The following is a 12,753-nucleotide window of genomic DNA, read 5'->3' as shown; positions in this document are numbered from 1 at the left end:
GCAGGTAGGTGACGGCGGTGTTCGTGGGTCCTGGACACGGCGCACACTCCCAGCCGCCGCGTCCAGGACCCGGTTCACAGGATCCGTGTCACGTCATCAGCGCTGCAGGGTCAGCAGGCCCGGCCGGTAGGGCAGGAGCCCGTAGTCTCCGCCGGAGCTGGGGTTGCGTCCCTGGTAGAGCAGTTGCAGGTTGCAGGGGTCGACGGTCATGGTCTGATCGGCGCCGGCGCGGATCAGTTCGCCGTGGCTGATGTCGTTGGTCCAGGTGGCGCCGCTGTTGGCCTTGCCGGCGAAGGGGTTGCTCTCGGTGGCGGCCTGGGGCGTCCACGAACCGTTCAGGCTGGTGGCCGTGAACGAGCGGAAGTAGCGGCCCTGCGCGCCGATCGCCTCGACGAGCATGAGGTACTTGTTCTGGCCCTGGAGCTTGTAGACCTGGACGGCTTCGAACAGGTTGTTCGTCGAGTCGCTCATGATCACCGTCGAGGTGCTGCCGAAACTGCCTGGGAAGTTCCCGATGGGCATGCTGGCCCGGTAGATCTTGCCGTTGTCGCCGGCGAAGAACAGGTACATGTTCGTGTCGTCACCGATGAGCGTCTGGTCGATGGGGCCTGTTCCGGAGCCGGAGATGCTTCCGGAGAAGAGCACTTGCTGTGATGACCAGCCGTTCGGGTTGGTGGGGTCGGTGGAGGTCCTGTAGGAGAAGGCGGTGCCGCCCCACTGGTAGGCGAGCACCCAGATGTTCTTCGGGGCGAAGTAGAAGAGCGTGGGCGCGACGGTGGAGGAGGACATCGTGTTCTGGCTGGCCGAGGCCATGTCGGACCAGTTGGTGAAGGGGCTGAAGTTCATCGAACCCCACCTCGTGCCCGTGTCGTGCGTCGTGGCGTAGACGAGATGCTTGCCGTTGTACGGGGCGACGGTGAAGTCCTTGAGCGAGACCCAACCCGACTTCGGGGTCGCCAGCGGGCCCGTCGAGGTCCAGCGGTACGTCGACGGAAGATCGCACTGACCGGGGTTGCCGCCGCCGTCCACCCGGACGAGCTGCCACTGCTGGTTGTTGCCGCCCCAGTCGTCGTACTGGACGATGTTCGCGCCGTCGGCGGTGGAGGCGCCCTGGACCTCCAGGGCCTTGTTGCTGTGGCGCGAGATGAACCTCACGTAGCCGTCCGAGCTGTCGGCCAGCCGCCACTGCTGGTTGGTGCCGTTGCCGTCGGCCCACTGCACGATCGCGCCGCCGTTGGCGGTCGACAGGTTGTAGACGTCGAGCACCTTGCCGGAGTGGCGGGACTTGATGCGGTAGTAGCCGCCGCCGGAGTCGACGAACTGCCACTGCTGCTGGTTCTGGTTGTTCCTGGTCCACTGGGTGATGCGGCCGCCGTCGGCGGTCGAGAGGTTGTAGACGTCCAGGGCCTTGCCGCTGTTGCGGTTGACCAGGACGTACCAGGCGTTGGTGTCGACGGTTGCGGCGTTGGCGGGCTGGTTGGCGACGAACAGGCTCACCAGTAAGGCGGCCAGCGTCGCGAGGACGGCCAGTGATCTGTGTTTCACGATGTGCTCCGATTCATCCGACTCGGGCGAGTTGCCACTGCTGACGGTCAGGGGGTGGTGAGGTCGAAGCGGCGCACGGTCACCGCTCCGCCGAGGGACTGGGTGGCGTAGTTGAAGATCCCGAAGCGGTAGCCCATGAAGAACTGCCAGGCGTTGTTCAACGTGAAGGCCGGGCCGAGGCTCACGAAGGTGCTGCCGTCGGTGCTGTAGGAGAAGCGGGCCTGCCTGCCGGAGCCGGGCCGGATGTCCGCGTTGACCCGCAACCAGAGCCGGCCACCCGAGATGTTCGCGCTCGCCGCCTCGGTGCCGGTGCCGGTGGTCTGCCACGAACTGTTCATGGTCAGCCCGTTGGCCATCACCACCCGGTTGACGCCGTTGTCGCGTTTGACGCCGATCCAGGCCGACTGGTCGCGCAGCATGGCCAGCCCGGCGCGGTCGCCGTTGGCCATCTGCGAGTAGTCGAGCTCGATCGTCGCCGTCGAGGACGGTCCCTGGATGCGGTGGGTGAGAGTGTTACGGGCGTTGTAGAGGTCGTTGGTGACGGTCGCGGTCTGCAGGCGCAGGCCGTCGCCGGTAGAGAAGCGGCTGGTGTCGGGGTTGTGGTTCCACTCCCAGCGGTGGCCGAGGCTGCCTGAGGTGAAGGTGTCGGGGCCGATCATGGACGCCACGGTCCGGCTGGTCTGGATGTTCGGCTTCGGGTAGTTGACGCCCCAGCCGCCGTTGACGGTCTGCACGGTCGGCCAGTCGTTGGTCCAGGTGATCGGCGCGAGCGCCGGGACCCGGCCGCCGGGGTAGGCGTCGACGAACGACATGTAGTACCAGGCGCCGTTCTGGGTCTGGACGAGCCCGCCCTGGTGGGGGACGCCGCCGCCGGAGATGGGGCCGGGCATGTTGAGCAGGACCTGCCGCATCTCGTACGGGCCCCACGGCGACGTGGAGCGGAGCACGTACTGGCCGTTGGCGGGCCGGGTCAGCCAGATGTAGTAGTAGCCGTTGCGCTTGTAGAAGCGGGAGCCTTCCAGGGTGCCGACGTCGCTCGGGGTCTGGAACACCTGCTGGGCGCGCACCTGGCTGAGCCCGTCGGCCGAGAGCTGGGCGACGCTGATGGTGCTGTTGCCGTAGGCGACGTACATGGTGTCGTTGGTGTCGACCAGCAGGCCGGCGTCGTAGTAGCAGTTGTTGATCTGCGAGCGCTTGGTCCACGTGCCGTCGACGGCCGAGGCGGTGTAGACGTAGGTCCGGTTGAACTCGACGCAGCCGATCCAGTAGTAGGTGCTGTTGCTGGGCCGGTAGTTGAGGCTCGAGGCCCAGATGCCCTTCACGTACGCCCGGCCGCCGTTGAGGTCGTAGGCGCCCGAGTCGAAGTCGAGCCTCGGGACCGAATGTCCGGCGTACTCCCAGTCGACCAGGTTGTAGGAGCGCAGGATCGGCGCGCCCGGCGAGTAGTGCATCGTCGAGGCCGAGTAGTAGTAGGTGTCGCCGACCCGGATGATGTCGCCGTCGGCGAAGTCCTGCCAGACGACCGGGTTGGTGTAGTCGCCGCCCGGAGCCGGGTCGTTGCCGACCGGGACGAGCTGCCACTGCTGGTTGTCGCCGCCCCAGTCGTCGTACTGGACGATGTTGGCGCCGTCGGCGGTGGAGGCGCCCTGGACCTCCAGGGCCTTGCTGCTGTTGCGGTTGATCAGCCGTACGTAGCCGCCTGCCGAGTCGGCGAGGCGCCACTGCTGGTTGGTGCCGTTGTGGTCGGCCCACTGGACGACGGAGCCGCCGTTGGCGGTGGAGGAGCCGCTGACGTCCAGGACCTTGCCGCTGTTACGGGACTTGAGGCGGTAGTAGCCGCCGCCGGAATCGACGAACTGCCATTGCTGCTGGTTCTGGTTGTTACGGGTCCACTGCGTGATCCGGCCGCCGTCGGCGGTGGATGCGTTGTAGACGTCCAGGGCCTTGCCGCTGTTGCGGTTGACCAGGACGTACCACGCGTTGGTGTCGACCGTCGCTGCTGACGCCGGGGCCGTGAGGAACACGCCCACGAGAAGCAGAGACGAGAGCATCGCGAGCACGCGCCTCACAGGAACCTCCAGAGGTTGTTGTTCGGGCCGTTGTCGTCGGCGAGCACGACCTGCGCGCCTTGGGCCGTCCCACCGAGGCCCAGGACCCGGCCGCCGTTGGCGCACTGGATGCGGAAGGCGGTGCCCACCCCGCGGCGCAGCCGCCGGCGGGGTCGGCATCGCCCCATCGGATGACGAGCGCGCCATCGGCCGTGGACATGCCGGTGACACCGAGCACCATCCCGGTGCCCACGCTCTGGATACGCCGCCCGCCGTCTGGCACGGACCGCCAGTGGTGGATTGCGCCGCTGGTGGAGAGGCGATGGTTGGCCCGGAAGACGTACGGCAGCCGGTCGGCATCGACGAAGCGCGGGTAGCTCAGGGTGCGGTTCTGGTCGTCCAGCCAACGGCCGGAAGGCGCCGTGCGTTATCGATAACATTCCGCTCATGAGGTCACCCGGAAGGTCCCGTCCTGGCGGTCGGCGACGCTCGACGAGGAACTGAGCGGGTTGCGGTAGACCTGGGGATCGCGCGGGCCCTGTTGCCCGGCGGTCGGAGTGACGACCGGGTTGTTCTGGTTGAGGGGCGTCCAGTTCAGGCCGTCCCGGCTGACGGCCCACGCCGCACGGGCAAAGCCGGCCACACCGGTGGGCGCCGGCGCGGCCGATGTCAGGGCGGCCTTTCCGAACTGCCTGCGGCTCAGGGACACCGGCTTCCTTTCAGCAGGGGATGCGGAGCTGTGAGCGTTAACATTCGGTCCTGCGGAGCTGTGTGGTCTACTCCGATGAGTGCGTTGACACGGAGTACATCCGAGGGTCCGACCTGTCGTCAACGAGGGGCCACCCGTGACGACCTGGGCGTTGCCATCGGAATACCTTCCCGTCTGGAGTTTCGCCTCCAACGAGATCGCGCTGTACGGCCCGTGCAAGTGAAAGTTTCACAGAAGTTACCGGTTGGCAACAGGCTAATTTGCGACGCGCAGGGCGTTAACTTGCGGCCTCTGGAGTGGCCGTGCCGGTGGGCCGTCTGCGTTCGTGCTCGTCGACAGGGCCCACCGCTCTCCATCGGTCCCCGCGTGAGGAGAGCAACATGGCTGCGGGAGCGGTCTTGATCTTGGTTAAGTTTCTTCCCTGTGAACGGTTGACGGGCCGCAGTAGGGGCTTTACTTTCCTGGGGATGTTAGCGCGAACAATCGGCGCTCCGAGATGGTCCCTGTTTGAGCCTCGTCGAAGTCATCCGAGCCGCTCGAGAAGACAAGCGTGTGGTCGTTCCAACAGTCAAGAGGAGGAGACATGGCGCAAGGTCGGAATGAGCCCGTCGGCGGCGAGCGAGGGGCGCTGAGCCGGAGAAGCGTCCTGGCGACGATGGGGGCACTGCCGGTCCTCGCGGCCGCGACGCCGGCCGCGGCGGCCTCGCGCGCCGCAACCGTGTCGGCCGCCGCCGCGGTCGTCGATGCGTCGGTGCAGCGGCAGACGATACGAGGCTTCGGCGGCATGACCCACACGGCCTGGATCGGCGACCTGACGGCCGCCCAGCGGGAGACGGCGTTCGGCACCGGCGAGGGCCGGCTGGGGTTCTCCGTGCTGAGGATGCCCGTCCCCGAGAACCAGGCGGACTGGGGCCGTGACGTGGCGACGGCCAGGCGAGCGATCGAGCTCGGGGCGACCGTCATCGCCTCGCCGTGGAATCCCCCCGCCCGCATGGTCGAGACCTTCGTCCGGGGCAGCCAGACCAACGCCAGACGCCTCAGTTACGACATGTACGGCGCCTACGCCCAGCACCTGAACGACTTCACCACCTACCTGCGCAACAACGGGGTGAACCTGTACGGCATCTCGGTGCAGAACGAGCCCGATTACGCCCATGACTGGACGTGGTGGACTCCCGCCGAGATGGTGCGGTTCCTGCGGGAGAACGCCGGCTCGATCGGCACCAGGGTCATCGCGCCCGAGTCCTTCCAGTACCTGAAGAACATGTCGGACCCGATCCTCAACGACCCCGCGGCGCTCGCCAACGTGGACATCATCGGGGCCCACCTCTACGGCACCTCGTTCGCGAACTTCCCCTACCCCCTCTTCAAGCAGAAGGGCGCGGGCAAGGAGCTCTGGATGACCGAGGTCTACTACCCCAACAGCAGCGATTCGGCGGACCTGTGGCCCCAGGCGCTGGATGTGGGGGAGCACATCCACCGCGCGATGGTGGAGGCGGAGTTCCAGGCGTACATCTGGTGGTACATCCGGCGCGGCTACGGCCCCATGCGTGAGGACGGCCAGATCAGCAAGCGGGGCGCCAACATGGCGCACTTCGCCAGGTTCGTCCGCCCCGGATACGTGCGCATCGAGGCGACGGCGAGCCCGGCGTCGAACGTCTACGTGTCGGCGTACCGGGGTGGCTCGACGGTCGTCATCGTCGCCATCAACAAGGGGACCTCCGCGGTGAGCCAGCAGTTCACCTTGAGGAACAGCGCGGCGTCCAGGGTCTCGTCCTGGCTGACCGACGCGAGCAGGAACGTCGCACCCCAGAGCGGGACCGGCGTGTCGAACGGTTCCTTCACCGTCACGCTACCCGCCCGAAGCGTGACGACCTTCGTGACCGCGTGACCCAGCCTCCTCCCGCCATCGCCGCGCCGCCGGTCGGCTCCTGTCGCGTAGGTGCCGAGTGGGTAGCCGACCACATCCCCGCAGAAAATGAGAAGGGAGATGTCTGATTTTTCGCGAAGGCAAGTGTTGAGATTCGGCATCCCGAGGTGAGCGCCGCGAACGATCTGGCCCTCTGGTACGACGAGAGCGCCGGCACGGACTGGCTGAGAGCGCTTCCGATCGGCAACGGCCGCCTGGGCGCCATGGTGTCCGGCAACGTCGCCTCCGGCTCGGTGCTCAAACAGTGGAGCTACAACGGCAGCACCAACCTGCGGTGGCAGCTCCTGGACCTGGGCGGCGGCTGGTACCGCATCGTGAACCGCACCAACGGCATGGTCATCGACAGCGGGGGCGACGGCGCCAACGGCGCCGGCGCGCGGCAGTCCGCCTGGAACGGCGGCGACAACCAGCAGTGGCGCCTCAACAGCATGGGGAGCGGCCGCTACCAGATCATCAACCGAGGCACCGATACCGCCCTGGACGGAATGGGCAACAACACCGCCGGCTCCACCGTGGCCATGTGGACACCGAACAACACCACCAACAACCAATGGACCATCACGGGCGTGTGACGGCCCCAGAAGCCATCACAAAGGACCGGGCCGCCACATGATTCAACGGAGGTCAAGGAAGGGCCGCACCCGCTCGGCCACCACCGCGGCCGTCCTGCCTTCCGGGCCGAAGTGGTCGAGCCGGTCGAGGGTCTCCAGGGCCGCGTCCGGCAGCATGTCGCGCAGGGCCGCGAACTCCTCCCGGTGCGCCGCCTTCGAACGCCCCCCGCACAACACCAGCACCGCCGCCTTGACCGCCGCGAACTCGGCCAGGCGGCCCTGCTGGGCGGCGATCTGCCCGTGTTCGGCGAGGTTCGCCGCCAGCAGCGGCCGCATCCGTCGCCAGCCCGCCCCCCGGTAGAACAGCCGCATCACCGTACGCAGGTACCAGTGCGGCAGCTTCTCCATGAACGGCGGTGCCCCGCCCGACCCTCGGATGAAGTGCACGAACGCCCCATAAGGGTCGCCCGCCGCCAGCCGTTCCCGGTAGGGCGCCATCCAGTCGGTGGGCACGGGCGCGACCGGCACGCCGGGCTCGTAGACGGCGATCCGGTCGAAAACGCCGGACGTGCGCGCCGCCTCCAGGAGGACGAGCCCACCGTAGCTGTGCCCGAACGCCAGCCGCGCCCCCGTCCCGGCCCGTACGGCGAGCAGGTCCTCGACCTCCTTGCGTAAGGAGTAGTCCGGCCCCAAGGGCCCGCTGCCGTCCCGCCCCCGCCGCTGCACCAGGTGCACCGTGAACGAGCCGGCCAGCGCCGAGGCCAGCGGCAGGTAGTCGTCGGCGGTGCGGAACGTCCCGCCGAACAGGATCATGGCCGGTCCCCTGCCCATGGTGCGGAAGGCGATCGCCGTGCCGTCGGCTGAGGTCACAATGGTGTCGTTCATCTGATACCTCCGAGGAGACCCCCGCCCTCAGGCGGGGAAGGAATTGGGCTCCTGCGAAGCAGGGCAGGAGCAGGCGATTCGCCGTCAGGCGGACCGCTGTCTACGACAAGCGGGCAGTACTTGGCTGGTCTTCCTGCGAAAATGTGAGGTGTGGCGCAGTTGGTGAAGCGGGCCTACAAGTACCGCTTCTACCCGACCCCCGAGCAGGGAGCTGGTGTAAGACCTCAACGAGAGTCCTCTCGGGCGGGCGACCGGCGGTGAAGCAGGAAGGCCAACCGGCGGCGGTTGGCATCCCCCTCGTTTACGAGGGGGAGGAGGTCAACGTCCTGCTTCCTTCTCTAGCCGGTCGAACGTGCTCAGCAGCCGGGCGGTCTGCTCGGCGTACTCCTCGTAGGCGATGCCGCTCTGCTCCACCAGCACCGCCAGCTTGTCCTCGAAGCCGCGCCGCACCGAGGCGACGAGTTCCTCGCCCGCCTTGGTCAGGCTGAGGCGGTGCCGCCGCCCGCCGCCCGGGTCGGGCCGCACGTCGAGCAGCCCGTCGGCGGCCAGGACCCCCGTCATGCGGCTCACCGACGCCTCGGTCACCCCCAGGTATTCCGCCAGCGTGCGCTGCGTGGTCGCGCCCAGCTCGCCCACCAGGGTGAGGGCGAGGAAGCGGCTGTAGGAGATGCCGTGACTGGCGCGCAGCAGCCGGTCGGCCGCCCGGTCCAGGCGGGCGGTCAGCACATGCAGGTCGAGGCTCAGGTTCCGTTCCACGCCCTCTAACTTAACATGCTAACTTAGAAAAGCAAGTTGCTGGAAATGCTGTCGCCGAGCCTTCGGCTGGAGCGTAAGGTGCGGGCGTGCTTCCTGCTGATTTCTACACGGGCATCGTCGCCGAGTTGTATGGGCCGCTGAAGTCCGTCGCCCAAGACCCAGAGCCCTATGCGACGTTTGTCCAAGAGGCTGGGTCCCCGGCGCTGGAGCTGGGGTGTGGGGACGGCGATCCATTGCTCGACCTGCGCCGGCGCGGCCTGGACGTCGAGGGTGTCGACTCCTCGGCAGACATGCTGCAGCGGTGCCGTAGCCGGGCGCGGACGCAAGGCGTCGATGTCGTCGTCCACCACCAGCGCATGGAGGCGCTCGATCTGCCGCGCCGCTACCGTGCGATCTTTCTTGCCGGGCCGACCTTCAACCTGCTCCCCGACGACTCCATCGCTCTGGCTGCACTCCACCGCATCCGTAACCACCTCGCCGTGGGCGGCACCGCCCTGGTGCCGCTGTTCGTCCCGTCGCCCACGCCTGCCGAACGGATCGGCCGAGCACGCACCGCTATTGCGGACGACGGTGCTGAGTTGCGTGTCTCGGTGTTGTCCGAGGAGCGTAGCGATTCCGCGCGGACGCAGACGACGGTGTTGCGTTACGAGCGGTACCGCGCTGGCGAGAGCACCATCGTGGACCGCCCCTGGGTACTGCACTGGTACACCCGCTCAGGATTCGAGAGCCTTGCCGCGGCCGCCGGCCTGATCGCGGTGTCGGTCCTGGAGACGCCAGGCGCCTCCGACCTGCAATTCCGGCTGCAAGCCGCCGGTTAGGACATCGTCTCATTCGCCCGGGCTACAGGGGACCGGGCGATCACTGAAGGCAGCGCTGAGCCAGCAGCTGAGCGATCGCCCAGTCCTGGAGGGCGACGCCGACCGTCTTGAAGACCGTGCGCCCCCCGCTCGGCGGCACGCCGCCTGCGAGTGCGGCGCCCAGCCCGATCAGGTGGTCCCCGATGGCCGGGCGGAACGCGCCCACGGCGTTGACGTGAGCGTGCTCAGCCGCCTGGTCGAGGGTGAACAGCGGCGCAGTGGAGGTGGTGACGCAGCAGACGATGCCGGCGTCTCGCACGGCCTTGCCGGTGTCGGTGCCGGCGATGGGCGCCGAGCGCCGCAGCCATCGCGGCCGCGATCCAGCGCCGAGGTCGGCTGAAGCGCACGGAGATCTCCTTGGAAAAGGTGGATCGACGCATGGCCCGGCTGCGGGGCTCGGTCATCCCAATGGCTGGTCTAGCTGGCCGGATTCATCGGTAGCCGGCGGCGACGATGTTGGCCTGGACGGCGTTCTCGGTGGCGTCCGACGGATAGCCGGACGTCATCACGCCCTCGTAGAAGGTGCCGGCCGCGCCGTGGCTGTTGTCGCCGCCGATGCCGAGAATGATGGCTCCTTCCTTCTTCATCGGGTTGTAGCCCGCAACGTTGGGCCGTGGCCCGTTGTAGAAGGTCGACACGCCGCCCGACTGCGCGTTGCCGCCCCGGATCGACCAGTGGTTCGGCTCGCCCTTCACGATGGCCGTCAGATACCGGTGGCTGATGGTCGGGTCGTTGGCGTTGTACTTCTGGTCCACCCCGGAGAACAGGCCGTTCTCGAGGTCGGCCATGATCCACGGGCCGTTGCCGGCTCCGTAGCCCCAGACCTTGATGTTGCCGAAGTAGATGGCCTCCATGGTGCCGTTGCCGTTGTCGCGGCTGTTGGTCTCGGCGTTGCCGTAGTCGAAGCAGCAGCCGCCGTTGTAGTGCGTGCCGTCGAAGATGGCGTACATGCCCTCGGGCTGGTCCCCCTTCGCGATGCCGTTGGTGGTGTTGTTGCGGTAGCCGACGCCGGGATCCACGTAGACTCCGTAGGCTTTGCGGCCGTAGACGGTGGTCGGTGCCTTGGTGGCGTTCGCGAGGTTGTCGTATCCGCCCGGAGCCGGGCCGGGGAACCCGCCGGGGGGCGCCTGGGTGAGGCGGTTGTTACGGCCTGACTGGTCGTAAATGATGGTGATGAGGCAGGTCGTGCCGGCGCAGAACGAATCCTGCGCCGCGGCGTCGGCGCCCCCGCCCGCGCTCAGGACGCCGATGTCCCGGGTGGCGTTGTCCGAGGAGCGGCGTACCTGGTAGAGCGGGCCGTTGTACGAGGCGTACAGGGCGCGGGTCGTGCTGTGCGCCGCCACGCACGGCGTGCCGCCGGCGGCGTAGATGTCGCACGGCTGCCTCGACGGCGGCGGAGGTGGCGTGACGGTGGGCGTGGGGGTGGAGACGTTGCCGGTGCAGGGGACGCCGTTCAGGGCGAAGCTCGACGGCACCGGGTTGGAGCCGTTCCAGCTCCCGTTGAAGCCGAAGCCGGCGGTGCCGCCGCCGGGGATGCTGCCGTTGTAGTCCACGTTGGCGACGGTGACCTGGGCGCCGGACTGGGTGTAGGAGCCGTTCCACAGCTGGGTGATGGCCTGCCCGGCGGGGAAGGCCCAGGTCAGTTTCCAGCCGTTGATGGGATCGCCGAGGTTGGTAACGTTAACATTCGCGCCGAAGCCTCCGGACCACTGGTTGGTCACCGTGTACGTGACCTGGCATCCCGCCGCGGCCGCTGATGCCACGTGCGCCGCGGCCATGCCGACCCCGGCTGTCGACAGCGCGACGACGGAGGCGGCCGAGAGTGCCATCCGCCGGTGCGAATGGCTGAGCTGTCGCATGGGTGCTTACCTTCCTTGAGACGTGACGCTCCACTACGGGGTCGTGCAGGTGACGGCGGTGGGGGCGGCCGAGCCGTTGCCGCCGGCGGTGAAGCCGAACGTGGTCGTCCCGTTGGCGGCGACGGTGCCGTTGTAGGCGGTGTTCTTGACGGTGACCGTGCCGCTGGTGCCGGTGTTCACGCCGTTCCACAGGCTGGAGATGGTCTGGCCGCCGGCCAGCGTCAGCTTCACGGTCCAGCCGTCGATCGCGGACGGCCCGGGGTTGCTGACGGTCACCTCGCTCTGGAAGCCGGTGCCCCAGTCGTTGACCAGCCGGTACGCCGCCGTGCAACCGTCCGCCGGGCCGCTCGGCGTGGGCGTCGGCGTCGGCGTCGAGGAGGTGCCGCCGCTGACCCGGTAGACGACGGTGCCGTGCGACGGCACGGCGGCCGAGATGGTGCCGGTGCTAGCGCTGACGGCGTTCGTCCACGCGTCGCGAAGGGTGAACGAATCGCCCGCCAGACCGATCGCGGACGCGGTGGTGCTGATCGTGGTCGTGCTGTCGCCCTGGTTGAACAGGGCGACCGCGACGTCGCCGTTGCCGAGCTTCTTGGCCAGCACGCGCCGGGTTCCGTCGTTGCTGACCTGGCCTGCCTGCAGGCCAAGCGGGTCCTGGTTGATGGCGATGAGGTTCTGGTTCTTCAGGATGGTCGTCGTCGCCGGGTCCATGCTGCGCAGGTCGTTCCCGGCGATGAGGGGCGAGGCCATGATCGCCCAGAGGGCGAAGTGGCTGCGCATCTCGGTGTCGGTCATGCCGCCCCGGCCGATCTCCATCATGTCGGGGTCGTTGAACGCGCCGGGCCTGGCGTACGAGGCGAGCGGGACGGTGACGTCGACGATGTTCTGGATGCCCATCGGGTATCCGTTCGTCTGGCCGGTGTTCCACTTGTTGGTGATGTCCTCGGTCGTCCGCCACAGGTTGGCGACGTCGCCCCAGTTGCGCTGCGGCCCGGTCTTCGCGTGGATGCTGTTCGGGTTGATGCTGTAGACGATCGGCCGCCCGGTCGCCGCCAGCGCGTCGCGCATCTTCGCGAACGTGCGGACCTGGTCGTCGATGGTGCCGCTGGGCGAGCACCAGTCGTACTTCAGGTAGTCCACGCCCCAGGCGGCGAACTGCTTGGCGTCCTGGACCTCGTGGCCCTGGCTTCCGGTCGCGCCCGGGTAGCCGCCGAAGTACTGGGCGCAGGTCTTGTCCACGGGCACCTGGTAGATGCCGAACTTCAGCCCCTTGGCGTGCAGGTAGTCGCCGAGGGCCTTCATCCCGCCGGGGAAGCGCGACGGGTTGCCCCGCAGGTTCCCCGCGGAGTCGCGGGTGGGGTCGAACCAGCAGTCGTCGACCACGACGTACTTGTAGCCGAGGTCGCGCAGGCCGGAGTTGACGATGGCGTCGGCCATCTGCTTGATCAGTGTCTCGTTGATGTTGCAGCCGAAGGTGTTCCAGCTGTTCCAGCCCATGGGGGGCGTGCGGGCGACCCCGTTGTCCAGGGCGCCGGCCTGGTCCTGCAGGACGATCAGACCGCCGACGAGAATGCCGGCGGCGAGAAGCGTTCTCACCTTGCGCAAGGGCCCTCCTC

The 12,753-nt window shown here is 68.0% G+C and carries 13 protein-coding genes; 4 read left to right on the top strand and 9 right to left on the bottom strand.

Annotation, left to right across the window (positions count from 1 at the left end; all coding sequences use genetic code 11):
- Positions 1 to 96: 96 nt before the first annotated feature.
- From H4W80_RS08125 to H4W80_RS08110, 4 genes are all read right to left on the bottom strand, one after another.
- Entirely contained in the window at positions 97 to 1,512 is a 1,416-nt protein-coding gene (locus H4W80_RS08125) for a non-reducing end alpha-L-arabinofuranosidase family hydrolase (RefSeq protein WP_225964615.1), read from the bottom strand.
- Between the two features lie 80 nt (positions 1,513 to 1,592).
- The gene (locus H4W80_RS08120; RefSeq protein ID WP_318786759.1) at positions 1,593 to 3,614 is read right to left on the bottom strand and encodes an RICIN domain-containing protein; all 2,022 of its coding nucleotides are present in this window, start codon (positions 3,612 to 3,614) and stop codon (positions 1,593 to 1,595) included.
- Positions 3,611 to 3,781, bottom strand: coding sequence for a hypothetical protein (locus H4W80_RS08115; RefSeq protein WP_192784499.1), 171 nt, complete (start codon positions 3,779 to 3,781; stop codon positions 3,611 to 3,613). The genes H4W80_RS08120 and H4W80_RS08115 overlap by 4 nt, the downstream gene beginning before the upstream one ends.
- A gap of 257 nt (positions 3,782 to 4,038) precedes the next feature.
- Positions 4,039 to 4,302, bottom strand: a complete 264-nt coding sequence (locus H4W80_RS08110) for a hypothetical protein (protein ID WP_192794437.1) — start codon at positions 4,300 to 4,302, stop codon at positions 4,039 to 4,041.
- Between the two features lie 583 nt (positions 4,303 to 4,885).
- On the opposite strand from H4W80_RS08110, the gene xynC reads away from it, so the two are divergent.
- Complete coding sequence (gene xynC, locus H4W80_RS08105; RefSeq protein WP_192784498.1) at positions 4,886 to 6,193, top strand: glucuronoarabinoxylan endo-1,4-beta-xylanase XynC; 1,308 nt, start codon at positions 4,886 to 4,888, stop codon at positions 6,191 to 6,193.
- Between the two features lie 146 nt (positions 6,194 to 6,339).
- Positions 6,340 to 6,804 carry an RICIN domain-containing protein gene (locus H4W80_RS08100; RefSeq protein ID WP_192784497.1) on the top strand — a complete coding sequence of 155 codons (465 nt, stop codon included), beginning with the start codon at positions 6,340 to 6,342 and terminating at the stop codon, positions 6,802 to 6,804.
- Between the two features lie 42 nt (positions 6,805 to 6,846).
- Here H4W80_RS08100 and H4W80_RS08095 read toward each other — a convergent pair whose 3' ends face one another.
- Positions 6,847 to 7,668 (bottom strand): alpha/beta fold hydrolase, encoded by an 822-nt coding sequence (locus tag H4W80_RS08095; RefSeq protein ID WP_192784496.1) that lies wholly within the window; start codon positions 7,666 to 7,668, stop codon positions 6,847 to 6,849.
- 150 nt (positions 7,669 to 7,818) lie between these two features.
- On the opposite strand from H4W80_RS08095, the gene H4W80_RS64430 reads away from it, so the two are divergent.
- A complete protein-coding gene (locus H4W80_RS64430; protein WP_192784495.1) occupies positions 7,819 to 7,929 on the top strand; it encodes a helix-turn-helix domain-containing protein in 111 nt (36 codons plus the stop codon).
- 57 nt (positions 7,930 to 7,986) lie between these two features.
- Here H4W80_RS64430 and H4W80_RS08085 read toward each other — a convergent pair whose 3' ends face one another.
- Entirely contained in the window at positions 7,987 to 8,424 is a 438-nt protein-coding gene (locus tag H4W80_RS08085) for a MarR family winged helix-turn-helix transcriptional regulator (RefSeq protein ID WP_192784494.1), read from the bottom strand.
- Positions 8,425 to 8,510: 86 nt separating this feature from the next.
- On the opposite strand from H4W80_RS08085, the gene H4W80_RS08080 reads away from it, so the two are divergent.
- Complete coding sequence (locus tag H4W80_RS08080) at positions 8,511 to 9,242, top strand: class I SAM-dependent methyltransferase (RefSeq protein WP_192784493.1); 732 nt, start codon at positions 8,511 to 8,513, stop codon at positions 9,240 to 9,242.
- A 40-nt stretch (positions 9,243 to 9,282) separates the two neighbouring features.
- Here the strand turns inward: H4W80_RS08080 and H4W80_RS08075 are convergent, their stop codons facing one another.
- The 3 genes from H4W80_RS08075 to H4W80_RS08065 form a co-directional block, all read right to left on the bottom strand.
- A complete protein-coding gene (locus H4W80_RS08075; RefSeq protein WP_225963321.1) occupies positions 9,283 to 9,540 on the bottom strand; it encodes a hypothetical protein in 258 nt (85 codons plus the stop codon).
- Positions 9,541 to 9,712: 172 nt separating this feature from the next.
- Positions 9,713 to 11,140, bottom strand: a complete 1,428-nt coding sequence (locus H4W80_RS08070) for an arabinofuranosidase catalytic domain-containing protein (RefSeq protein ID WP_192784492.1) — start codon at positions 11,138 to 11,140, stop codon at positions 9,713 to 9,715.
- A 33-nt stretch (positions 11,141 to 11,173) separates the two neighbouring features.
- A complete protein-coding gene (locus tag H4W80_RS08065; RefSeq protein ID WP_318787609.1) occupies positions 11,174 to 12,733 on the bottom strand; it encodes a cellulose binding domain-containing protein in 1,560 nt (519 codons plus the stop codon).
- Positions 12,734 to 12,753: the final 20 nt, after the last annotated feature.

Source organism: Nonomuraea angiospora (assembly GCF_014873145.1).
GTDB lineage: Bacteria > Actinomycetota > Actinomycetes > Streptosporangiales > Streptosporangiaceae > Nonomuraea > Nonomuraea angiospora.
Note: the sequence above shows the minus strand (reverse complement) of the source record. Positions and strands in the feature narration are given on the sequence as shown.